Origin of the sequence: Corallococcus sp. CA049B (assembly GCF_003611685.1) — a bacterium.
GTDB classification, from domain to species: domain Bacteria; phylum Myxococcota; class Myxococcia; order Myxococcales; family Myxococcaceae; genus Corallococcus; species Corallococcus coralloides.
Genome location: NZ_RAWC01000141.1, coordinates 1 through 23,150, shown reverse-complemented (window position 1 = coordinate 23,150; position 23,150 = coordinate 1). Strand labels below are relative to the sequence as shown.

General features: G+C 70.5%; 18 protein-coding genes and 1 pseudogene. 10 read left to right on the top strand and 9 right to left on the bottom strand.

All coding sequences use genetic code 11. From position 1 onward, the window contains the following. Nucleotides 1–117 precede the first annotated feature (117 nt). Both D7W82_RS26235 and D7W82_RS26230 read right to left on the bottom strand, forming a co-directional pair. Nucleotides 118–681: a DUF3825 domain-containing protein gene (locus D7W82_RS26235; RefSeq protein WP_120620970.1), complete on the bottom strand. Its 564-nt coding sequence runs from the start codon at nt 679–681 to the stop codon at nt 118–120. A gap of 111 nt (nt 682–792) precedes the next feature. Continuing rightward, on the bottom strand, nt 793–1,173 hold the full coding sequence (locus D7W82_RS26230; RefSeq protein ID WP_120620969.1) for a hypothetical protein: 381 nt from the start codon (nt 1,171–1,173) through the stop codon (nt 793–795). 485 nt (nt 1,174–1,658) lie between these two features. Between D7W82_RS26230 and D7W82_RS26225 the strand changes: the two genes are divergently transcribed. The 3 genes from D7W82_RS26225 (at nt 1,659) to D7W82_RS26215 (ending at nt 4,297) form a co-directional block, all read left to right on the top strand. Next, on the top strand, nt 1,659–3,122 hold the full coding sequence (locus D7W82_RS26225; protein ID WP_120620968.1) for a hypothetical protein: 1,464 nt from the start codon (nt 1,659–1,661) through the stop codon (nt 3,120–3,122). Between the two features lie 93 nt (nt 3,123–3,215). Then, the gene (locus tag D7W82_RS26220) at nt 3,216–3,815 is read left to right on the top strand and encodes a hypothetical protein (protein ID WP_233587936.1); all 600 of its coding nucleotides are present in this window, start codon (nt 3,216–3,218) and stop codon (nt 3,813–3,815) included. A gap of 5 nt (nt 3,816–3,820) precedes the next feature. Then, entirely contained in the window at nt 3,821–4,297 is a 477-nt protein-coding gene (locus tag D7W82_RS26215) for an SMI1/KNR4 family protein (RefSeq protein ID WP_120620966.1), read from the top strand. A gap of 58 nt (nt 4,298–4,355) precedes the next feature. Here D7W82_RS26215 and D7W82_RS26210 read toward each other — a convergent pair whose 3' ends face one another. After that, the gene (locus D7W82_RS26210; protein WP_120620965.1) at nt 4,356–6,656 is read right to left on the bottom strand and encodes a S8 family serine peptidase; all 2,301 of its coding nucleotides are present in this window, start codon (nt 6,654–6,656) and stop codon (nt 4,356–4,358) included. 235 nt (nt 6,657–6,891) lie between these two features. On the opposite strand from D7W82_RS26210, the gene D7W82_RS26205 reads away from it, so the two are divergent. The 4 genes from D7W82_RS26205 to D7W82_RS26190 all read left to right on the top strand — a co-directional run bounded on the left by D7W82_RS26205 (nt 6,892) and on the right by D7W82_RS26190 (nt 11,337). Next, nucleotides 6,892–8,250, top strand: coding sequence for a hypothetical protein (locus D7W82_RS26205; protein ID WP_120620964.1), 1,359 nt, complete (start codon nt 6,892–6,894; stop codon nt 8,248–8,250). Between the two features lie 68 nt (nt 8,251–8,318). Next, a complete protein-coding gene (locus D7W82_RS26200; protein ID WP_120620963.1) occupies nt 8,319–9,131 on the top strand; it encodes an STM4013/SEN3800 family hydrolase in 813 nt (270 codons plus the stop codon). Then, nucleotides 9,128–10,441 (top strand): STM4012 family radical SAM protein, encoded by a 1,314-nt coding sequence (locus D7W82_RS26195; protein ID WP_120620962.1) that lies wholly within the window; start codon nt 9,128–9,130, stop codon nt 10,439–10,441. Before D7W82_RS26200 ends, D7W82_RS26195 begins: the two co-directional genes overlap by 4 nt. After that, entirely contained in the window at nt 10,438–11,337 is a 900-nt protein-coding gene (locus D7W82_RS26190; protein WP_120620961.1) for an STM4011 family radical SAM protein, read from the top strand. The genes D7W82_RS26195 and D7W82_RS26190 overlap by 4 nt, the downstream gene beginning before the upstream one ends. Here the strand turns inward: D7W82_RS26190 and D7W82_RS26185 are convergent. From D7W82_RS26185 to D7W82_RS26175, 3 genes are all read right to left on the bottom strand, one after another. Continuing rightward, nucleotides 11,304–12,428 (bottom strand): STM4014 family protein, encoded by a 1,125-nt coding sequence (locus D7W82_RS26185; RefSeq protein ID WP_120620960.1) that lies wholly within the window; start codon nt 12,426–12,428, stop codon nt 11,304–11,306. The genes D7W82_RS26190 and D7W82_RS26185 overlap by 34 nt on opposite strands. A 9-nt stretch (nt 12,429–12,437) precedes the next feature. After that, nucleotides 12,438–13,781, bottom strand: coding sequence for a WGR domain-containing protein (locus tag D7W82_RS26180; RefSeq protein ID WP_120620959.1), 1,344 nt, complete (start codon nt 13,779–13,781; stop codon nt 12,438–12,440). 62 nt (nt 13,782–13,843) lie between these two features. Continuing rightward, entirely contained in the window at nt 13,844–15,166 is a 1,323-nt protein-coding gene (locus D7W82_RS26175) for an OmpA family protein (RefSeq protein ID WP_120620958.1), read from the bottom strand. A gap of 262 nt (nt 15,167–15,428) precedes the next feature. Here D7W82_RS26175 and D7W82_RS26170 point away from each other — a divergent pair, with 262 nt between their 5' ends. Beyond that, nucleotides 15,429–16,085, top strand: a complete 657-nt coding sequence (locus tag D7W82_RS26170) for a biotin/lipoyl-containing protein (protein WP_233587937.1) — start codon at nt 15,429–15,431, stop codon at nt 16,083–16,085. Between the two features lie 209 nt (nt 16,086–16,294). On the opposite strand, the gene D7W82_RS26165 is transcribed toward D7W82_RS26170, so the two are convergent. Then, nucleotides 16,295–17,857: a ribonuclease H-like domain-containing protein gene (locus tag D7W82_RS26165; RefSeq protein ID WP_120620956.1), complete on the bottom strand. Its 1,563-nt coding sequence runs from the start codon at nt 17,855–17,857 to the stop codon at nt 16,295–16,297. A 16-nt stretch (nt 17,858–17,873) separates the two neighbouring features. Next, entirely contained in the window at nt 17,874–20,294 is a 2,421-nt protein-coding gene (locus tag D7W82_RS26160; protein WP_199727831.1) for a DEAD/DEAH box helicase, read from the bottom strand. 182 nt (nt 20,295–20,476) lie between these two features. Between D7W82_RS26160 and D7W82_RS26155 the strand changes: the two genes are divergently transcribed. Further along, nucleotides 20,477–21,724 (top strand): SLC13 family permease, encoded by a 1,248-nt coding sequence (locus D7W82_RS26155; RefSeq protein WP_120620955.1) that lies wholly within the window; start codon nt 20,477–20,479, stop codon nt 21,722–21,724. Here the strand turns inward: D7W82_RS26155 and D7W82_RS26150 are convergent. Further along, nucleotides 21,721–22,548 (bottom strand): hypothetical protein, encoded by an 828-nt coding sequence (locus tag D7W82_RS26150; protein ID WP_171425211.1) that lies wholly within the window; start codon nt 22,546–22,548, stop codon nt 21,721–21,723. The genes D7W82_RS26155 and D7W82_RS26150 overlap by 4 nt on opposite strands. A 91-nt stretch (nt 22,549–22,639) precedes the next feature. Here D7W82_RS26150 and D7W82_RS26145 point away from each other — a divergent pair. Beyond that, nucleotides 22,640–23,150: pseudogene (locus D7W82_RS26145) on the top strand (hypothetical protein); the annotation flags it as partial.

Below are 23,150 nucleotides of genomic sequence, written 5' to 3'. Positions count from 1 at the left end.
CTGCCCCAGGTGCGTCGGCGGCTTCAGCATCTGCTACTGCGCCGCCTCGGCCATTGCCCGCTGTGCCTCCGCAGACTCGGCGCTCGCGCTCCTCCTCGAGGACCGTCACGCATCTGATCAAGTAGTATTAAGCAGCGTCTGGAGGTGGTAGTCGCTGGAAGTATTCAGCGACTTTGGAAACCGCGCACGGTTGTCGGTGAGCATGTGCTCGTAATTCACACGCAGCTCCAACCTCATGTCGAAGATGAGTTCGGAGGGGTCCGTGAAATAGTGCGCCATCGTCGGGAGCTTTGCGAACCGAGTCAGCCGCTGCTCCCCGCCCCGCACGAATCCTTGATGGCACCAGAGCTGCTTGCCAGGTACCTTGTTGGCTTGGAACAAGGCGTAGATAGGCTCTTGGTTTACAGTAGCCAGCCCCGTGTTGAAGCAGGCGTACTGGTTGTCATCGCTGTAGGCGATCTTCCCCTCCTCCTCAATCCGGTTAAACGTGTGGAGCACGTAGGAGTAGAGGATGGGGCGCGGGTACGGGCTCTCCGTGTGCTGGTAGTTCCAGTCCTCGGGCTCGGCAAGCTGCTCCAAATCCGCCAAGCGATCGGTAAACGACGGCAGGTAGGCAAACCTCCTAAGCGGCGGAGGAACGGACTGTAGTTCTTCGGGGGCGGTGTTGTTCGCGTGCGGCATGGTGGCGCTCCTCCATAACGGGCACCCTCTGCCCTTGCCCCTGAATCAATGCGGCATTCTGACTGCTCGATTTCCGGGAGAGCTTCGCTGCCAATTTGGAGTACTGAGGTGTCACTCCCCGCTGGCACACAATCCCTCGAAGGACTCCCATCCGCCTGGAGGCGCCTGGACTCCCAGCGCATCCAGGCACTCGCGGGCCTGGGCGTTCCAACCAGGATCCATGAGGTGACCGGTGGGCGCGGCAGCCAGGGATTCGGCGAGCGCCCGTATCTTGGGGGCTGCCGCCCGGAAGCGCTCCGCATCCGGACTCCCCCACGCCTTCTCACAGAAGGCGGCGAGCGTTTCCATTCGAGACTGGAGCACGGTCCGCAATTCCTCCGCCAGGGCCTGGGTGCACCAGCGCTCGTAGAGACGCGGCGCGGCCAGGACGGTCAGGAGGTTGAGCGCCTCGACGACCTGGGTCGCTTCCTGATCCCACGAATCCTCAGCCACAGATGGGCCCCAGACGAGCGTTGAAGGGCGCCGTGTTGAACATCAGTGCCTTCCCCGTCACGGCGTCGCCGCTCGTGCACGTGTAGACCGCCCACCCTGTGAACACGAGGTTCTCCATGCCCTGGATGAAGCAGTACGGGCACTTGCCTTCGCCACAGCTCGAAACGAAGCAAGGCGTCCTGCCGCAGGTGACGGTCGCAGGCCATCCACGCTTGGTGCACCCCGGGGCCCTCGTCAGGGGAGGCTCCGCATTGGCTGCCGGTGGCTGCAAGGCGCCCAGCATTCCGAGTCCCATCAGCAGAGCCGTCAGCCTCTTTCGCGCATGTCGCTGCACACGAGTCCCCTTCGCTCCAGCGGTCAGCAGGAGCATGCACTGTTCCCTTCACGGCCGGGTGGCGCAATCCCCGCACCCGGAGTGCTAGACTCAGTCGTCCGGGGATGGCGCATGCCTTGGGCTGTCCCCTTCCACGAAAGGGGACAGGACCATGCGGTGGCACTGGACGCTGGGACTTCTGTGCATGACGGGGTGCACGAGCATCTCGCGCGGACTGGATGGGGATCCGCTGGACACGGAGCCCATCCCCACCGTGGAGCGCGTGTACCTGGTGCCCCTGGACGAGGCGATGTTCGTCGCGCGCCGCCTGCTGGAAGAGCAGCGCCTGGACATCTTCGAGAACAACACCACGCATGAGCTGTACTCCCAGTCCTGGGAGATTGGCGTGAACGTGCGCGGCAACCGCACCTTCGAACGCTACCTCGTGCGCCCCGAAGAGGTCGGCCCGCGCCAGTCCATCGTGCGCATCTTCCGCCTCCAGTACCGGGAAGCAGACGACGCCGTCATGCAGCAGACGCCTGAGCCGGGCAGCCAGAAGACCAACGACCACTACTACAACCACTTCCGCGAGGTGTTCGCCCACGAGACCTTCGAGGGCGTCCCGCAGATGGAGGGCTTCAGGCTGCGCCGTGGCTTCCGCGACCTGCCCCAGGAGCGCAAGCTGCTCATGCGCCTGGAGATGGTCCCGTCGCTCGAACTGGTCGGAGGCAAGGCGTCCATCCCCGTGCGCGACGTGAAGGTCGCGGGCTGGACCCCGGAGACGCCCGAAGCCGCGCCCCGCTGCGGCGACCCCGTGGAGGGCGTGGACCCCCTGCTCACGCAGGGCGGCACCGTGCTGGTCGCGGACCCCATGGGCACGCGCGAGCTGCCGGACGCCGCCGCCCGGATGCTCTGCGACGCCACAGCGAAGAAGCTGCCGGTGGCGCTGGCCCTGTCCGTGCCGTCCGTGGATCAGGCCGCGCTGGACGAGTACCTCACCAGCGCCGGCACGGACGCGGACCTGGAGCGGCTGCTCGTGCTGAGCGACTTCTTCCGCCGCGTGGACCAGGACGGCCGCAGCAGCGCGGGTGTCATCCACCTGCTGGAGGCCGCGCGGCGCCTGCGGGCCCAGGGCCACGCCGTGTCGGTGGTGGCGTTCGACTCCAAGCAGGCGGCAGGCAACGCGCGCGAGGAGGAGATGGCGGCGAACCTGATCGCCTTCCGCAAGGAGAACCCGGACGCGTGGATGCTGGTGCTCGCGGGCGACGTGCACGTGCGCACTGGCAGCGTGAACTGGGACTCGAAGTTCGAACCCATGGGTCACCGTCTCACGGCCGCCCTGCCCTCCTCGCCCGTGCGAGCGCTGGACGTGGGCTTCGCGCGCGGCGCCCACTACGCCTGCCGCTTCAACGTCTGGCAGCAGGTGGACTGCGACGTGCACGGCATCAACCCGGCGGCGGACGCACGGCAGGAGCCCAACACGCCGCGCAAGGTGGCCCTCTTCGACGCGCCGGGTGAGACGGGCTTCCACGGCCGGCTCTACCTGGGCACGCTGAGCCCGTCCCTGCCCGTCCTCCAGCGCGCCTCGAAGCCGGTGGTCCAGCAGCAGGCCCCCGCGCAGCCCGCCGAGCACTGAGCATCACGGCGCCCTTAACCTACCTCTTTCACCGTGTTGTCATGGGTTGCAATGGCGGCCACTTTTACCCTCCGCAGCCTCGCGAGCGCAGCCGTGCTCCTCACCCTCGCCGGGTGTGGCTCGGCCACTGTCGGCGGGGGCGGCAGTCCGGCGCGCGGGAAGTGGGTCGGGTCGGTCGTCAGGACGCCGGACGGCGGGCAGCTCCGCACGACCATCTACTATGGGCCCTGGCAGTGCAGCGCCGCGTTCCTGTCCCGGTGCGAGTCGAAGTGCGCAGCGCAGGGCTACCCGCTCATGGGCTGCATGTGGCTGGCCGACATCAAGGGGGACTGGCAGGGGCGCTACCTCTTCATGCCCGCGGAGGCCGGCGGCCGCCTTGCCATCACCCACTGCTGCTGCGACTACCCGAAGGTGTCGGACGGGAAGTGGCGCCGGGACACATGGAAGAACTCTCGCAACGCGTTCCGCGATGAGTGGGGCCGCGAGTTCGGCGGCTGGCCATCGACGGGCGGTGTCAACTGGCAGGGGCACCACATCTTCGACCTGGGGCACGGCGGGGCGCCTGTAGCCCGCGACAACGTCCTCCCGGTGCCCGACGACGTGCACGGCGTGCTCAACCGCGAGTATCCCGCCTGCTATGCGCCGGGTGGTCAGTGGCTGAAGCCGGGCCCCGAGCGGCCCTACGTGGATTGACGGCCATGTCCATGCACCCACTCCTGGCCGAAGTCTCCCGGCTCCACTTCCCCAACGCGCCCGCGGCGCCCGCGCAGTTGGCCGCCTTCGAGGCGCGCGTCGGGTGGGAACTGGACGAGGACCTGCGCGCCTTCTACCTGCACTGCGACGGGTGCACGCTCTTCGCGCCACGGGCCGATGCCCTCTACCGCGTCTTGCCGCTCGCGGAGATCCGCCGCGCCCGCCTGGCCATCCGAGCCCGCGACGAGGACCGGGACGGGGCGCCGTCCATCTTCACGCTGGTGGACATGCAGGACTCCGACTACGTCGTCCTGGACAGCACCCAGCGCGAGGCGGGCCGATACCCGCTGTTCGACGCCTTCCATGAGACGTTCCCGGAGGAGATGGAGCGCATCGCCTCCCGCTTCGCGGAGTTCCTGGAGCGGGCGCTGCGCAGCGGCAACCGCGCATTCTGGTTGAGCGGCGAGCCACCGAGTCGCTGAGCACTGACCGCCACGGCGCGGGCCCCAGCCATAACCGGAGCCCGCGCACGGAAAGCGACTACGGCGCCTTCGCGGCGAGGTTCACGCCGCTCACCACCAGGGCGTAGGTCGCGTCCACCGCCGCCGTCGCCGTGTGGGCGTCCTGGACCACTTCATCCGCCAGGACCGTCACCGTCCACGTGCCCGCGGCGGGGTTCGCGAGGAAGACGTTCTCCACGGTGTCCACCTTGTTGGACACGCCGCCGGACGTGGACACATTGCCCGCCGTCAGGCCGTTGTTGCCCCAGTACACCGTGCCGTTGGGCGCCGTCACGCGCAGGGACAGGTCGTTGATGCGCGCCCGGGCCGCGCCCACCGTGCCCATCGGATCCGTGTAGACCATCGTGACGTTGAGCTCCGGCTCACCGCTGGCCACGGTGAAGCTGTACGTCTTGGAGCCGAGCGGCGCGAGGATGTCCGTCTCGTCCACGACGAACGTCTTCGCGGCGCGGTCATACAGGCGCTTCACGTCCGATGTTCCCCAGCCCTGCTTGTTGCGGTCGATGTCCGCGTTGGCGCCGCCGGCCAGCCAGTTGTACTTGGACGCGCCGTTGATCATCAGCGCCTTGGCGGTGGCCATCTTCGGGCGGCTGGTGAAGACGTCCGCCTTCTTGCCGTGGCCAGCCCACACGCCCTCGTGCCACATCTGGTGCAGCAGGCCGAAGTAGCCCGCCGTCTGCGGCGTGGCGGAGCTGGTGCCGCTGAACTCCGTGTAGGAGCTGTCCGAGGAGCCGGACGCGCCCCGCACGTTGTCGTAATAGAAGGCCAGGTCCGGCTTGATGCGGCCGTCCGCCGCCGGGCCGATGCTCGCGCCCGACGACCAGCGATCATCCGTGCGCGTCTGCGTGTTGTAGTGCCGGATGCCGCCCACGGAGACGATGTTCTTCGCCCACGCCTGCGGCCGGGAGTTGCGCGTGCCGTTGTTGCTCTGCGACTGCGTGCTCAGGAGGGGCGCCTTGAACAGGTAGTCGTCCACCTCCGCGGAGATGGTCGTGTACGCCGTCGTCAGCGTGCTGCCCACGCTGGAGGTCTGGAACACCGCGCGGTAGGGGCCGTTCGGGTTGAGCAGCTCCTGGTTCATCGCGAGCCGGGACTTGGTGCCGCCGAACTGCGTGGACTCCGAGTAGAGGAAGAAGATGCCCTGCCCGCCCGGCAGGATGCCCTTGGCCAGCGGATCCACGCCGCTGGCGAAGTTGTGGCTGTAGCAGCTGGTGCCGTGCAGCGAACCGGAGGACGTGCCCGTGCTGTGGATGATGGGCGTGGTGGGCCACTCGCGGTGGGTGGTGCGCAGCTCGGTGTCGAAGATCTCCCCGCGCACTCCCTGCCCGTTCCAGCCCTTGAGCCCCTGGACGTAGTTGGCGCCGCCCGTCTCGCGCACGATGTCCATGTCCACCTCGCCGGGGCCACCCCAGCGGTCGATGAACTGCACCTCGTTGGAGCGCGCGACCGAGGCCAGCTGCTCCTGGGTGAGCGTGGCCTCCACGCGCAGGCCGCCCGGCTCCACCAGGTCCACCTTGCCGCCCAGCCGCTCCACCAGCGCCGTCACGCGGGCCTGGCGGGCCGCGCCGCCCTCACCCAGCATGATGGAGTAGCGCTGGGGCGCCAGCGCCGCCGCCCGTCCGAGCAGCGCGTCCCGCAGCACCGGCTCCAGGCGCCACTCCGGATGGTAGTCCCCCACCCAGCGCACCGCCGGGAGCTGCGTCACCCGAGCGCGGACCTCCGACGGCATCTCCACCAGGTACGTGTGGTCCGACAGGAAGCGCAGCACCTTGCCGCCCGCGTTCTCAATCGTCTCCCGGTACTCCGGCAGCGGCGTGCCGTGGAACTGCACCAGCGACAGGGTGTTGTCCCGGTCCGCCACCAGCGCGTTGCCCAGCAGCGGCGCGGTGCGAGCCAGCGGGTCGAACGACGCCTCCGCCAACCGGATGAGGTATTCCTCCTGCTGCACGCGGCCCAGCAGCTCCGAGCCGCCGCGCGTGTACGCGGAGAAGGCGCGCTCCGTGCCGTCCGCCTGCCGCTCACGCCAGACGTGCAGCTGCACGCCGCTGTCCCGCGCCACGTCCAGGGTGCGCAGGCCGCTGACCGGCCGCGCCGTCTGGTGGAACACCTGCCCCGACGGCGTCGCCAGCGTGGTGCCCCCCGCCTTGAGCGCCGTCGCCACCGCCGCGCCCGGCGCCGCCGGAGCCCGCGTGGCCGATGAAGGGGTGCGCTCCGCCGCGAGCGCTCCAGCAGGAACCGCCAGGGTGCAGCCCAGCACCAGCGCCGTCACCGGCCGCCAGCCACCACGAGACGTCGAGAACCGCTTCCGCATGTTCTGCATATCGCGCACTCCCTTCAAAAGGAGAAAAACCTGTAATACGTATTACTGCCGTATTTCAAGTCCTTGCCACTCAGTTGCAATAGGGCGTGCTTTTTGCGCCGTGGGTGTTCACTCCGAGTAGGCCCAGGTGGTTCTCGCTGGGTGGAAGTCGCTGGAATCTCTCAGGATTCAGGAGTGTAAGAGCCACACACTGAGCGGAAACAAACCACCGGAAAGGCCGATAACCTCCATACACATGACTTCCATCAATCCGAACCGTCCCGCTCCGACGTTCCAGCCGACGCAGTCGACGGTCCCCGCCAACCGCCCCGCGAGCGCGCCGCGGACGCAGGCCCCCGCGCAGCAGCCGCCCGAGGCGCAGGCCGCGGCGGAGCGCAACCGCGACTCGTTCTCGCCCGCCGCCGCGCTGCGCCCCTCGGGCCGCGCCCGGGTGACGACGCAGGGTGACAACTTCGTCCTGGAGGCCCAGGGGCAGGTGGGCAACCGCGGCTCGACGCCCCGGGGCGGCGTCCCGACGCGGCTGGGGCCGGTGAGCGCGGGGGGTTCGTTCGGGCTGCAGGGCAGCCTGCGCGTGGAGGTGCCGCGCGAGGCCGCCACGGACGCCATCCGCAATGGCCAGCTGCCCAACCCCGCCGCCCCGGAGACGTGGCCGGTGGGCACCCGCGCCCGGGCGGAGGTCCAGGGCCAGGCGGGCTTCAACGCGGGCCTGCGCGCGGGCCCGGGCCGGCTGGGCGAGCGGCTGGGGCTGAGCACGTCGTACGACCGCACCCAGACGCAGCGCTACGAGGTGCAGCGCACGTCGGAAGACACGGTGCGCGCCACGGTGACCGGCCAGGGCCGCCAGCAGGACGCCACCAACATCCGCGGCCTGGAGGGCCGGCAGGATCAGCGCCTGGGGCAGACCCAGACCGCGGACTTCAACATCCGCACGCCCGAAGGCCGCGCGGCCTATGACGACTTCATGCGCACCGGCCAGCTGCCCCGTGAGAACGGCCCGGGCGTGAGCAACGTGCAGCGCACGGACACGCTGGATCAGACCCGCCAGGGACGCGTGCTGGGCCAGGAGGTGGCCTCCTCCGCGCGTCAGACGCGCCTCACGGCGGACGGCGCCGGTGATCAGACCGTGCGTCAGACGGACCGCGACGTGGCGGGCAGCACCCAGTCCACGGAGATGCAGGTGGGCGCGGACGGCAACGGCCGGGCGCGCACGGCCATCAACGACTCCGTGGTGGCGACCACGACCACGCGTCCCGGCCAGTCCCCGGAGACGAGCTACGAGCTGACCTTCACGGATCCGAACGCGGCGGCCATCGCGCGCGGCGCCTTCTCCCGCGACGACGCGGCGGCGTCCGGCACCGGCCCGTTCACGGCGCGCCTCAACGAGCAGCAGGCGCGCGCGCTGGTGGAGCGCACCCTGGGCCAGGGCCTGCAGGGCGGCCAGCAGGCGCTGGACCGCGCCTTCCGCACGCTGTCCACGGGCGGGCAGCAGACCTTCGCCACGACGCTCTACAACTCCACGGTGGACACGCAGCGCCCCAACGCCGCGCGCCGCCCGCTGGAGTCCATGCCGGCCGAGACCGCGCCGATGTCGTAGTCCCGCCGTCCCGGGCGGGGTATGGGACCTCTCATCGATGAGGTCCCCTCCCCGCCCCTCCGGTCCGCATGCATGACCTGAACGCGATGGTCGGCACGCACGACCTGCTCTTCCTCACGCTGGACACGCTCCGCTACGACGTGGCCCGGGAGGAGCTGGAAGCAGGCCGCACCCCCACCCTGGCCGCGCTGCTGCCGGGCGGCCGGTGGGAGGAGCGGCACACCCCGGCGAGCTTCACCTACGCCGCGCACCAGGCCTTCTTCGCGGGCTTCCTCCCCACCCCCGTCACCCCGGGGCGGCACCCTCGCCCCTTCGCCCTGCGCTTCGAGGGCAGCGAGACGACGGGCCCCGGCACCTGCGTGCTGGACGCGCCGGACCTCGTCACGGGGCTGGCTGGGCGCGGCTATCACACGGTGTGCATTGGCGGGACGGGGTTCTTCAACCAGCGGAACCCCCTGGGCCGCGTCCTCCCGGGCCTCTTCTCCGAGGCGCACTGGGCCCCGGAGTTGGGCGTCACCGACCCCCAATCCACGGAAAATCAGGCATCACTCGCAGTGAAAATCCTGGGGGCCCTGCCCCGGGAGCAGCGGGTGTTCCTGTTCATCAACGTCTCCGCGCTGCACCAGCCCAACCGGCACTACGTGCCCGGGGCGACGGAGGACTCCAAGGCGACGCACGCGGCGGCCCTGGCGTACGTGGACCGCCAGCTGCCGCCCCTGTTCCAGGCCCTGCGACGACGGGGGCCGGCGTTCTGCATCGTGTGCTCGGACCACGGCACGGCGTACGGCGAGGACGGCTACACGGGACACCGGCTGGGACACCCGGTGGTGTGGACGGTGCCCTATGGCGAGTTCGTGCTGCCGGTAGACTCCGCGCCATGACGCGCCTGGAGTCGATGCTCGAAGGGACGCCGTACGTGGCGTACCTCTACGGCTACCCGCACAAGACGGCCTACCGCCCGCTCACGCCCGCGCTGCCGCTGGAGGACGTCTGGGCGAAGGAGCGGCGGGACGCCCTGTTCCTCTACCTGCACGTGCCGTTCTGCGAGATGCGCTGCGGGTTCTGCAACCTCTTCACCGCCGCGGGCCCGAAGGAGGACGTCGTCGAGGCGTGGCTCGCCGCGCTGAAGCGCGAGGCCCGCCGGGTGAAGGCGGCGCTGGGGCCCGCCACGTTCGCGCGGGCCGCGATTGGCGGTGGCACCCCCACCCTGCTGGATGTCGCGGGGCTGGAGACGGTGTTCGACCTGGCGGCGGAGCTGGGCGTGGACCCTCGCGACGTGCCCATGTCCGTGGAGGTGTCGCCGGAGACGGTGGACGCGGACAAGGTGGCGCTCTTGAAGGCCCGGGGCGTGGACCGGGTGAGCATGGGCGTGCAGAGCTTCCTGGAGTCGGAGGTCGCCACGGTGAAGCGGCCTCAGAAGACGGCGCAGGTGGAGGCCACGCTGGACCTGCTGCGGAGCGCGGGCTTCCCCACGCTCAACCTGGACCTCATCTACGGCATCGAGGGCCAGACGGTGGAGACGTTCCTCCACTCGCTGGAGGCGGCGCTGCGGTACGCGCCGGAGGAGTTGTACCTCTATCCGCTCTACGTGCGGCCCCTCACCTTCCTGGGCAAGAAGTCGCGCGCGTGGGACGACCTGCGGCTGTCGCTCTACCGGACCGGCCGGGACTTCCTCCTGTCGCGCGGCTACACGCAGGTGTCCATGCGGATGTTCCGCGCGGCGCATGCGCCCGCGGCTCGCGGCGCGGTGTACCGCTGCCAGGAGGACGGCATGGTGGGCCTGGGCGTGGGGGCGCGCTCGTACACGGGCGCGGTGCACTACTCGTCCGAGTACGCGGTGGCCTCGCGCGAGGTGCGCGGCATCATCCAGGCGTACAGCGAACGGGACACGGCCTCCTTCGGTGAAGTGCGCTACGGCTTCGTGCTGGACGCGGCCGAGCAGCGCCACCGGCACCTGGCGCTGTCGCTGCTGGCGGAGGGCGTGGACCCGAGCGCGTACCGCCAGCGCTTCGGCACGGAGGCGAAGGCGGACTTCCCGATGCTCGCGGAGCTGGAGGCGCACGGGCTGGCGCGCGACGTGGACGGCGTGTTCCAGCTCACTCCGGAGGGCGTGGAGCGCTCCGACTTGATTGGCCCCTGGCTGGACTCCGAGGCCGTGCGCGCGCGCAAGGCGGAGTACGCCTGGCGATGAAGCTCACCGTGCTCTACCGGGGCCCGCTGTCCGGCTGTAACTACGGCTGCGAGTACTGCCCCTTCGGCAAGTGGAAGCAGAGCGAGGAGGAGCTCACGAAGGACCGCGCGGACCTGGAGCGGTTCCTCCAGTGGGTGGAGTCGCGCACGCAGGACACCGTGTCCGTGTTCTTCACGCCGTGGGGCGAGGCGCTCATCTGGCCCTGGTACCAGCAGGCCCTCGCGCGGCTCACGCACCTGCCCCACGTGGAGCGCGCGGCGGTGCAGACGAACCTCTCCTGCCGGCTGGACTGGCTCACGGACTGCCGCACGGAGAAGCTGGGCATCTGGGCCACGTACCATCCGGAGTGGATGAAGCGTTCGCGCTTCCTCGCGCAGTGCCAGCAACTGTCGGAGCACGGCGTGCGGCACAGCGCGGGCATGGTGGGCTTCCGGCGCTTCGCGGACGAGGCGGAGGCCCTGCGCCGCGAGCTGCCCGAGGACACGTACCTGTGGATCAACGCGGTGAAGGACGGCCTGGACGCGTACACGCCCGAGGACGTGGAGCGCTTCACCCGCATCGACCCGCTCTTCCCGGTGAACAACACGCGCCACCCCAGCCGGGGCCGGGCCTGCCGTGGCGGCGAGTCCGTGCTGTCGGTGGACGGTGACGGCACCGCGTACCGGTGCCACTTCATCAAGGAGCCGCTGGGCAACGTGTACGCGCCGGACTTCGACGCGGCGTTGAAGCCTCGCCCGTGCTCGAAGGACACGTGCGGGTGTCACATCGGCTACGTGCACCTGGAGTACCTGGAGCTGGATCGCGTGTTCGGCTCCGGCCTGCTGGAGCGCGTGCCGGCGACGCGGCTGTGGACGGGCGGGGCTCAGCGCAGCGCTTCGCGGATCTCCCAGTCGTAGACGGACAGGCCGTCGCGCGTGAGGCCGGGGAGCAGGTCCCCGAAGGCGTTCGCCTCCAGCACGCGGTGGCCGTGGAAGAAGTCCTCGAACATCAGGTCGATGCCCACGTGGAGGCAGTCGTGCGCGCGGGCCACGGCTCGGCAGCTGTCCATCGCGGCCGCCATTTCGTGGGGTGGCACCGCCGCGTGGAAGGCGTCCAGGTCCCCCCGGTAGCCGCCCAGGTGCAGGTTGGTGATGGGCAGGCGGCTCTGGCGCACGACGGTGAAGACGGGCTCGCCGCGCACCGCGAGGACGCGGCAGTCGAACATGTCCCCACCGAGCCGTGCCTTGGGCCGGGCCTCCTCCACCTGCGAGCCCTCGCGCAGGAGGAAGGACAGCACCGCGTCCACCTCCCGCGCGTCCGTCACGCGGCGCACCTTGAGGGAGTTGAACCAGCCGGTGGCGCCCCGGTGCAGGCTGGTGAGCAGCGATCCTTGCGCCAGGCCCGGCCGGTACACGGCGAGGCACGACGCGGACGAGCCGCAGGACAGCTTCACGAACGCCTCCCGGAAGCCCGCCTCGCGCAGGGCGTGGCGCAGGGCCTCCGGTGTGGTGCCCGGAGCCACGTCCAGGAACGGCGGCACGGGGATGCCCAGGGACGTGTACCGGCGCGAAGTGATCCGCTTGTCGAACAGGTCCGCGATGGCGCCCGGAGATGACAGCACGCGCCAGTGGGGGCGCTGCGCGAACCGCGTGGTCAGGTCCTCCAGGACGCGCAGGAAGCCCAGGTGGTGCTGCCGGGGACACAGCACGCGGCCGTGTTCATCTGGCAGCACTTCCAGTGCCTCGGGAGTCACGGTGTCGCAGCCCGCGCCGAGCGCATCCATGAAGCCGCGCTGGAGGAAGGCGCGCTCCACGGCCGCGTCCTCCCCCGCCGCGTCGATGCGGACGAGGCGCTCCGTGTCGGGCAGCTCCAGGAGGACGTCGGGGGTACGGGCCACCGTCTCCCACGCCACCACGTGCGCGGGAGGAAGGCCCGCGCGGACGAGGGACTCCTGGAAGAGCGTGACGCGCCGGTTCCCGGGGTTGCCGATGAGCAGGAACGGCGGCATGGAGACGGACTACTCGCCCACGGCGGCGTAGCGCGACTCCTCGTCATAGGGCGTGCGCTGGTTGCCGCTCGCCACGGACTTCGCGACGTTGGCCACGGTCTTCTGCCCCGCCTTCGTGAGGAAGTTCTGGGTGACGTCCAGCGCCTTGAGGTGCGCGAAGGCCTTGGCGTTCTGGGCCAGCGTGTCCGCGCCCGCGTCGCTCATGGTGCCCATGGACAGGTCCAGCGCTTCGATTTGAGCGAGGATCTTCGACTTGGGCAGCGCCGCGCACAGCTCGTCCGTGAACTCCGCGTTGCGCAGCCCCAGCTTGCGCAGGGCCGGCACGCCCTCCGCGTCGAGCAGGGGCTTGAGGTCCTTCACCCCGCCGCTCGCGCCGTAGTTCTCCTGGCCGAACCAGATCTCCAGCGACTCCAGCTTCGGCCACTTCGCCTTCACGATGTCCTTCACCGTGCCCTGGCCGAGTCCCCCCGTCTCCACGGTGAACGAGCGCAGCTCCGGCAGGTCGATCTTCCCGAACCCGATCTCACCGCCGCGCACGCGCAGCTCCTGGAGCTGGGGATAGACCTTGTAGAGCGGCTTGAGGTCGCCCACCTGCGTCCAGGAGATCTCCGTCTCGTCCGGGAACTCGAAGTCCCCAATGAACAGCGAGCGCAGCGGCGGCGCGGGCTTCGCCTTCGCGAGCACTTCGAGCGTCTCGTCGTAGTCGTTCTCGCCGTCGAAGCTGGCCATGCCGAGCGTGAGGCGGCTCAGGAACCGCGCGGACGGGTGGGCCAGCAGCTCGGCCAGCAGGTCCGGGATGTTCGCCGTGGAGTCGTAGTCCACCTGGCCCAGCCGGGCCTCGCGGATGAAGCCCAGGTGCCACTCCAGCTTGAGGGTCTCGTCGGAGACGGCCTCCGTCAGCGACTCGCCCAGCAGCTCGTTGGCGTGCTCCTCGATGAGCTTCGCCACCTTCTTGCGCGCGGCCGCGGGCGCATCCAGCGCGGAGTGCTGGAGCCGGATGAGCTCCGCGCGCGGATCGCCTTCTGCCTCCAGCCAGTCGGCGTACGCGAGGTAGCCCTTCACGTCGTCGGGCTTCGCGAGGATGGCGGCCTCCAGGTCCGGGTTGACGGCGGACTCGGCGGTGGCCTCTCCGCCGTCGCTGTCCCCGCCTTCGGCGAGCGTGTAGCCCTTGCCTTCCTTCTCGCGGATCTGCGCCTCGTAGACCTTCTTCGCCTCGGCCTTGGAGTCGAACTCCTCGACCTTCTCCTGGCCGTCGGTGCCGATGCGGCCCCAGCGCTTGGTCAGCGTGGTGCCCTCCAGGGTGATCTCCCAGAACTTGCTGGAGCTGCCTTCCGTGAACTCGTAGCGAGGCATCGCGCGTCCCTTTGGCGAAGAACGCGTGGGACGCTAGAGGAGCCCTCCCTCAACCTCAAGGCTCAGGGGCGCACCAGCACCAGCTCCACGCGGCGGTTGAGCTCACGGCCGCGAGGAATCAGGTTGGGGGCCTTGGGGCTGCGATCGCCCAGGCCCACGGCCTCCACGCGGGACGGGGCCACGCCGGCGCGGATCAGCATGTCGGCCACGGCGCGGGCGCGGGCGTCGGAGAGGCTCTGGCGCGCAGGCTCGGGGACCTCGCGCGCGTCGGTGTGGCCCTCGATGCGCAGGCGGGCCTTCGGGTCGCGCACGAGCAGGTCCACCGCCAGCTCCAGGCCCGAGAGCGAGGCCTTGGCGGGCACGGGCTTCTTCTCGTCGAAGCTCAGGGGCTGGGGCAGCTCGATGCGGCCCTCCTGCACCTTGGCGGCCTTGGCGGCCTTGGGCGCGGGCACCAGCGCGAAGGCGAGCGACGTGTCCGCCCCGGCGGCCAGCTCCACCTGGCGCGTCTGCGCGAGGAAGCCGTCGGCGATGAGGTCCACGGTGTACGCGCCCGCGGACAGGGGCACGTCCTGCGGCTTCTTGCCGGGCACGGTGAGCTTCAGGGGCTCGCCCGGACCGCGCACGAAGGCGGTGGCGGAGGTGGGCTTCTTCGACGTCACCTGGAGGCGCAGGCGGCTGGCGGCCACCGGCGGGCGCTCCACGGGCGGCGTCACGGAGACGACGGTCGTCGTGGGCTTCACGCCCGCGTCCGGCGGCGGCGTGGGCTGGGCGACCTTCACCGGGGCGCCTGCATCCACGGCCGCGGGCTTCACGGGCGGCGCGGTGACGACGGCGGGCGCGTCCTGCGGAGGCTTGATCATCTCCGCGGTGACGGAATGGGTGAGCTTGAGCTTGAGGCGCGGATCCGGCGCGTTGGGCACGACGCTGGGGGACGCCTTCACCACGACGCGCAGGCCGCGCTGGGTCTGGAAGCCGACGGAGGCGGTGATCTTCCAGAGGAAGCCGTTGGTCTCGCTGAACAGGCTCCAGGAGCCGTTGGTGTACGTGACGCGCGAGACGAGGGTGTGCTCGCCGGGTTCGACCTTTAGGTTCGCGAGCCGGTGGACGCCGGGCGCGTTGAGTTCCTCCAGCCCCGGGACGGCGAGCGGTTCGCCATCCAGGAGGAAGTCGGTCTCCACGAGCCGGTAGCCGTCCTCGGGCTTGAAGCCCGCGAAGAGCACCTGCACTTCGGAGGGGGATTCGGGGACCATGTCGCGCAGCTGGCGTTCCAGCTCCGCGCGCACCTGTTCCTCGCGCGTCGGCTCCGCCGCGAATGCACCCGGGGCGAGGAGTCCGGCGAGGACCAGGGACCCGAATTTGAGGAAGGAGGAATCCACGAGGCGCATGCAGCATGGCACAAGGCGCCCCGGGACGATGCAGGGATACATCCCTGTAGGGCGAGCAGGCGTGCGCGTCCGTCAAGTTTCGGGGACACGGTTGAAGGCCTGGCGGTGAATCCCGCGTTCCAACCAGTCCTGGCGTGGCGAGGCCGGGATGGATCATCCTGTTGCGAGCATGGATCCACGGCCCGAATCCCCTCCGACGCCTGTCCCCTCCTCTCCCAAGGTGGCGCCCCGCTTCTCACGGCGGGCGTGGGCCTTGAGCGCGGTGGGAGCGGTGGTGACGCTGGGGGTGCTCGCGGGGATGGTGCGCGTGGACCGGACGGCGCGAGGCCCGGTGCGGCTCCAGCAGGGCGAGTGGGTGGATGTCCCGGCCCCGACCGCGGGGCGAGTGATGTCGGTGGACGTGGGGCTGACCGAGCCGGTCAAGGCCGGGCAGGTGGTGGCGCGACTGGAGACGGCGTCCGGGGCGGCGGAGGTGGTGGCGCCGCTGAAGGCGATGGTGGGCCGGGTGGAGGTGACGAAGGGGGCCCAGGTGGAGGCGGGGCAGCCGGTGGTGGCGTTGCTGAACCGGGACGTGCTGCCGTCGCTCTCCGTGCTGCTGTCGGAGGACTACCGGCAGGAGCTGGCCCCGGGGATGACGTTGGAGTTCCAGATGCCGGACATGCCCCACCCGCTCGAAGCGGTCATCGAGCAGGTGGAAGGTCCAGAGGCGTCGCTCCAGTTCGCGAAGGTGCAGCGGCGGGCCGAGGCGTATCCGGAAGGCGCGGTGCTGGTCCGGGCGCACGTGCCGGCCCGGACCTACGAGCGTGACGGCAAGAAGCGCGTCTACCAGGACAGCGAGTGGGGCCGGGCCCAGGTGAAGCTGGGCACGCAGCGGCTGCTCGTCGCGTGGTTCCCGGGCTTGCGTGATGCGCTGCCGTGAGGCGGCCGTGTTCCTGTTTCTGGGGGCCGCATCCTTCGCCGGATCCTGGATGGGATGGAGCCGTACATCCCTTGCGCGGATGGCGGTGTCTTGGAGAAGGCCGCCCCCGGCGTCTCGCCGTCCTTCGACCCGGATCTCCCGCGTCCCCTCCCCCTCATGGTCGCCTCCCGAGATGCCGGAGCCCTGCTCGACGCAGGAACACCCGACGCTCAGGCGCCCTGACGCGACAGTCGCCGCTCCAGCCGCTCCAGGCGGAGCTGGTGGTCCTCGGGCAGCTCCACGGGGGCGGCGAGCCTGGCGTGGTACAGGGCCCGGGGCAGGTCCTTGAGGGAGTGCTCGTAGAGCTTCGTCAGGGACAGGTGCAGCACCGCGCCCTGCCCGGGTTTCGCGAACGTGAGCGCCCGCTGCAGGTGCGCCACCGCCGTCTCGCAGTCCCCCGAGCGGCGGCAGATGCGCGAGGCCAGCACCAGCGCTTCGATTCCCACCGGGCCTCCGCTCTCCGCCGCGGCCTTCGCGAACGTCAGCGCCCGCGCCGCGTCCCCTGCCCTCTCCGCCACCTGCGCGAAGCCCAGCAGATCCCGGGGGTCCTGCCGCTCCGTGCCTTCCGACTGGAAGCGGCGCACCAGATCGCCCATCAGCGCCGCCAGCAGCAGCAGGTCCTTCTGGTTGTGCTCCAGCACCGGCACCAGCTCCGACCCGTCCGTGCCGCGCAGGAAGCGGAAGTACAGCTCCGGGATCAGTGAGCCGTCCACGTCCCCCACCCGGTGATGCCCCAGCACCTTCGACTCCAGGTGCACCAGCCGGGCGCCCTCGCCCCGGTGCTTGAACACGCGACGCGCGCAGTGCAGCAGGTCCAGGTGCGGCAGCTCCTTCGGCACCGGCACCCGGTTGAGCACGAAGCGCGTGCGGAGCAGCGGCCAGTCGAAGCTCTTGCCGTTGTACGTGACCAGACAGGACGACGACGCCATGCGCTCTGCCAGCAGGCGCAGCATGGGCGCCTCTTCTCCCATGCGCCGCAGGAAGAGCTGCTGCACGCGCATCGAGCGGCCCTCGAACCAGCCCAGGCCCACCAGGAACGGCACCGTGCCCGTGCCGCCCGCGAGCCCCGTCGTCTCCGTGTCCAGCATCAGCATCCGCGTGAAGTCCACCGACTCCAGCTCCGGATGCAGCGCCAGCCCCGCGACCAGCCGCGACTCCACGTCGAGCGCCGCCGCCACCGGCGCCGTGCCGTGGCGGTGGTCCGGCGCATACACCTGCTCGGCCACGTGCACCGTGCCATGCGGCGTCGCCCGCGCCTCCACCGGCAGCGCCCGAGGCTCGGGGACCGGCGCCACCGCCTTCCGTGCGGACGCCGTGCCCTGACGCTCCGCCCAGAAGGACAACATCTGGCGCAGCTCTTCCACTCGCGGATCCGCGGGGCCGTCGGCCGTACCGCCGCGCTTCGCCGCGAACCGCCGCCGCGCCTCCTCGCGCAGGTCCACGAGGCCGTCCGCCCGCGTGGCCTCCTGGGAGGGAACATCCCGAGGAGGAGGCACATCGAGGGCAGGTTCCCCCTCCCCGTCCATGGACATGCGCTTGCGCAGCGCCTGGACCAGCACCTCCGCGATCGTGGTCGTGCCCGCCTCTTCCACTGGCGGAATCCGAGCGACCTCCGGTACCTCCACCGCCGGTGTCTCCACCACCGGAGCCACCGCCACGGTGTTCACGGGCGCCCGGGCCTGGGTGCCGGGGCCCGCGCTGGTGAGTCGGGACAGCTTGCGCTTCAGGTCCATGCCGCGCCCGTGCTCCTCACTGCACCCCGGCGACGCCGAGCGCCGCCAGCAGGTCCAACGCCAGCCGCTTGCGCGGATGCGACCCCGACGGCGCGCTCCCCGGCTGCCCACCCGCCGCCGGCCCGATGCACGCCGGACACCCGTCCTCGCACGGACACGACTCCAGCAGCTTGCGCCCTCGCAGGAGCAGTTCCTCGCGCTGATCATACAGCCGCGCCGCCAGCCCCACGCCGCCGGGCACGTTGTCGTAGAGGAACAGCGTCGGATCGAAGCCCACGCCCCCCTCCTTGCGCGGCGGACCGTCCGGTTCGTCCTTGCTGCCCAGCGTGCGCCCCAGGTCGCGCGGGTCGCTCATCAGCCCCACGCACGCCACCGTGCGCAGCGCGGAACCCAGCCCGCGCAGCGCGTCGATGACCGCGGGCCGGGGCGCGTCCAGGTTCCGCACCACCGCCTCCGGCACCGTCAGCCAAAGCGCCGACGTGTGCATCTGCATCTCCGGCAGCCGCACGTCGCCGTAGCCCACGTTCTCGTGCGTATGGAACTTGATCTTCTTGTAGCCGACCACCTTCTCGATGACGGACACCTCGCCCAGCCCCGCGTGCAGCGCGGGCCCCAGCGGCGCTCCCTGGTCCTCCTGGATGACGCTCACGCGCACGTTCGTCATCGCGTCCGTGAAGTAGTCCGGCGCTACCTTGCGCACGAACGCCTTGTGGTTCTCCAGGTCCAGCAGCTCCACCTGGTACTGCTCGGAGTCGTGCTGGTAGATGGCCTGCTCGTGCAGCTGCGTGTGCGCCGAGCGGAAGTCCATCTCCGCCAGCGTCTTGTCCGTGCCGCGCTCGATGACCACCACGTTGTCCCAGCCCACGCTGCGCAACGACACGTGGTGCGCCGGATACGCGTCCGACGACCAGTGGAACATCCGCCGCCCGCCCTCCGGCGCCTGCGACGGGTGCACCACCTGGTGCTGCGTGAGGAAGTCCAGCGCCTCCGTGGTGTTCTCCACCGGCACGTCGCCGAACGCGTCCCCTTCCTCGAAGGGCAGCTCGAACGCCGCGCACTTCAGGTGCTGGACCAATATCTCCACGTTGTCCGGATCAATCCGCGCGTGCTCCACCGGAGCGCCCGTGAGCGCGCGCGGATCCGCCGCGAAGTATTGATCCAACGGAGAACTGGACGTCACCAGGAGCGCCAGGCTCCCCATGCCTCGCCGGCCCGCGCGGCCGAAGCGCTGCGCCAGCGCCGCCACGGAGCCCGGGTAGCCCGCGCACACGACGGCATCCAACGAACCGATGTCGATGCCCAGCTCCAGCGCGTTGGTGGCCACCACGCAGCGCACCTCGCCCGCGCGCATCGCGGCCTCCGTCGCGCGCCGGGTGCCCGGCAGGTAGCCGCCCCGGTAGCCCTGGATGAGCGACGGATCCAGCTTCTCCTCCACGAACCGGTCGCGGAGGTACTTGAGCATCACCTCCACGTTGTTGCGCGACTGGCCGAACAGCAGCGTGGACACCCCCGCGCGCACCAGGTCCGAGGTGAGCCGCACAGCGCTCTTGAGATAGCTGGCGCGGATGCCCAGCTCCGCGTTCACCACCGGCGGGTTGTAGACCATCACCCGGCGCTCACCGGACGGCGCCCCGCTCTCCGACACGAGCGCCACCTCGCGCCCCAGCATCCGCTCCGCGTGCGCCTTCGGGTTGCCGATGGTCGCCGACGCCAGGATGAACGTGGGCGACGCGCCATGGAACCGCGCCACCCGCTGCAACCGCCGCAGCACGTTCGCCAGGTGCGAACCGAAGACGCCCCGGTACGTGTGCAGCTCGTCGATGACGACGTAGCGCAGGTTCGAGAACAGCCGCGCCCAGTTCGCGTGGTGCGGCAGGATGCCCGTGTGCAGCATGTCCGGGTTGGTGAGCACCACGCCCGCGCGCTCCCGGGCCGCCCGGCGCGCGTCCCCCGGCGTGTCACCGTCGAAGGTGATGGCGCCGTGGCCCAGGCCCGCCTCGCGCATGAAGGCGCGCAGCGACTCTTCCTGATCGCGCGACAGGGCCTTGGTGGGGAACAGGTAGAGCGCCCGCGCTTCCGGCTCGCGCGCGAAGCGATCCAGCAGCGGCAGGTTGTAGCAGAGGCTCTTGCCGGACGCGGTGGGCGTGGCGATGACCAGGCTCTCCCCGTCGCGGGCCCGCTCGAAGGCCTCCGCCTGATGGGAGAAGAGCTGCTCCACGCCCCGGCGCTTGAGCGCGTCCCGGACCTGGGGGGACAGCCCCTCCGGCAGCGGCGCGAACACTCCGGAGCGGGCCGGTGTCACGGCGTCGTGGACGATGTTCGGCCACACCTGCCGGTCCGTCCGCCATCCCTGGAGGACAGCGTCCAGTCCGCGAGCTCCCGACCACGGCGTGCGGCGCGGGCCGGAGAAGGCCTCGGTTTCCTTCTCGGGCTTCATAGGGTCGGCCACTGTACAGACGTGTACCCGGAAGGACAACGCGCGTCAGGCCTACCCCGGTGGTCCTTGGAGGGCCCATCACCCACCTTCCCGCCTGTCAGTAGCCGTCCCGATTGGCCCTGGACAGACGGCTTCCGGGGGCCTCGACGGTCTTTCGGAGCGGCCCCTAGTGTCCCGCGCTCGTGGCGCTCGCGATCTTCCTGTTCACGTACATCTTCATTGCCGGGGCGAGGCTGCCCTTCATCAAGCTGGACCGTCCCGGAGGCGCGCTGCTGGGCGCCACGCTGATGGTCGTCGCCGGGGCCGTCACGCCCGCGGAGGTCTTCGGCCACAGCGCGGACCGGAGCCAGCAGGCCATCGACATGGACACCCTCGTCCTCCTGCTGGGGATGATGCTGCTGGCCGTGTACCTGGCGCAGGCGAACTTCTTCCGCGCCGCCGGGGCCAAGGCCCTCAAGGTCGCCCACACGCCGAAGCTGCTCCTGGTGGCCGTGACGTTCGTGAGCGCGTTCCTGTCCGCGTTCCTCGTCAACGACACCGTGTGTCTGTTCCTCACGCCGCTGGTGCTGGTGGTGGTGGAGGACGCGCGCCTGCCGCCCGTGCCGTACCTGCTCGCGGTGTGCATGGGCAGCAACAGCGGCTCCGTGGCCACCTTCACCGGCAACCCGCAGAACATGCTGATCCAGGGCGCATCCGGCCTGGGCTACGCGCGGTTCGCCGCGTACATGGCCCTGCCCGCGATGCTCTCCACGCTCATCGTCGCCGTGGCGCTGCTCTACCTCTTCCGCAAGGACCTGCCGTCCGCGCGCTTCGACACGCACCCGCCCCCGCTGGAGGTGGACCGCCGGCTGCTCGCGCTGGGGCTGGGAGGCCTGCTGGGCGTGGTGGTGGCGTTCTTCGCCGGCCTGCCCATGAGCTGGAGCGCGCTCGCGGGCGGCGTGCTGGTGATGTCCCTGTCCGGGCATGAGCCGCGCGAGGCCCTGGAGCGCGTGGACTGGGTGCTGCTGCTCTTCTTCGCCAGCCTCTTCGTGGTCGTGCACGGGGTGAACAAGGCGGGCTGGGCGGAGGACATCCGCCACCTGTTCTCCCCGCTGATGGCCGGGCCGTTGTGGCGCGAGACGCTGGGCTTCGCGTTCCTGACACTCGTGGCGTCCAACCTCTTCAGCAACGTGCCGTTCGTGATGCTCGCGCGCGCGTGGGTGCCGTCCATGCAGGAGCCGGAGCTGGCGTGGCACGTGCTCGCGCTGGGCTCCACGCTCGCGGGCAACCTCACGCTGGTGGGCAGCGTGGCGAACCTCATCGTCTTCGAAGCCGCGCGCGGCAAGGTCCGCATGGGCTTCATGGAATACCTGCGCGTGGGCGTGCCCGTGACGCTGATCAGCTTCGCCGTGGGCCTGGGGGTGCTCCTGGCGGAGCACGCCCTCTTCTAGGGATCCGGATCCGGCAGCTCGCCCGGGGGCAGCTGGCGCTCGGGCGGAGTGGGCGCCGGGGCGGGCGTGACGGCGGAGGGCACGGTGTCCGGCGCGGTGCTGCCCGAGGGGGCCGCGCCCCTGCGGTTCTGGGGTGTCAGGTCCTTCACGAACATGTCCGCGACCTTGTCCAGCAGGTCCGTCATGGCCAGGCGGAACAGCTCCGGCTCCTTGCCGACCTTGAACGGATCCAGGTGCGGCGCGCCCTGCTCCACCGCGTCCAGGTCGAACGGCCGGCGCCACAGCTCCGAGCGCCCGTCCAGCCGGAACATGCGCCCGTACCCCTTGAGGTAGGCCCCGGCGTGCCCGTCATCGCTGCGCATGCCGTAGTCCTGGATGACGAACTCCACGATGGTGTCCGCGCCCAGCGGGGCCATCAAGTCGTAGTCCGGCGCGTTGGCGGGCACCTCCTCCACCAGGAAGCTCTCCAGCGCGGAGGCCACCCGGGCGGGATCCACCGCGTCCGTCCAGGGGGCCTCTGCCGGCAGGCGCGACAGGGTGGTGACGCGCAGGCGCTCGGAGAGCTCGAAGCGCGTCACCGCCTGCTGCAGCTTCACGGTCAGCCGGCGGTCCGCCTCCTTGGGCTCCAGCTTCTTGAGCTTGTCGGAGTACGCGCTGTCCTCCTGGAACACCTTGCTCTTGGGCCCCGCGCCATCCTCGATGCGGGAGATGAAGGCGGGCCGCTGGACCCGGTCCAGGTCCGCGCCGGACAGGCGCTGGGAGGCGCACCCGGCGGTGAAGGCGACGAGGACTGCGGCGAATAGGACGCTTCGGCTTCGCACCATGGGCCCCAGGCTATCCCATCCCCGTCCCCCTGGCCTGTTTGTGCCCCCCCGGAGGCCTGGGGAACGTCCAGCACTGATATGCTGCCCGGCCGTGAATCCTCCCCCTTCTGTTCCTCCCGGCCCGGGACCCAACCGCAAGCGGCGGCTGGGCGAGATCCTGATGGACGCCGGCCTGCTCACTGAAACCCAGCTGCGGACGGCGCTCGCCGAGCAGCGCAAGTGGGGCGGCCGGCTGGGCCTCACCCTGGTGCAGATGGGCGTCGTGGACGAGAGCTCCATGGTTCACGCCCTGTCGCGGCAGCTGGCCATCCCCACGGTGAACCTGGACACGCACGTCCCCGTGCCGAACGCCCTCCAGGCGCTGCGCGTGGACATCGCCGAGCGCTACACCGTCTTCCCCATCGCCTACGAGCCCGGCACCAAGACGCTCACCGTGGCCACGTCGGATCCCACCAACGTGGAGTCCCTCCAGGAGCTGGCCTTCCACTCCGGCCAGAAGCTCCAGGTCGTGGTGGCGACGGCGTCCTCCATCGAGCGCGCCATCCGGCACCACTACCACGGTGAAGTCACCTCCACGGCCGCCACGCCGCTCTCCTTCGGCA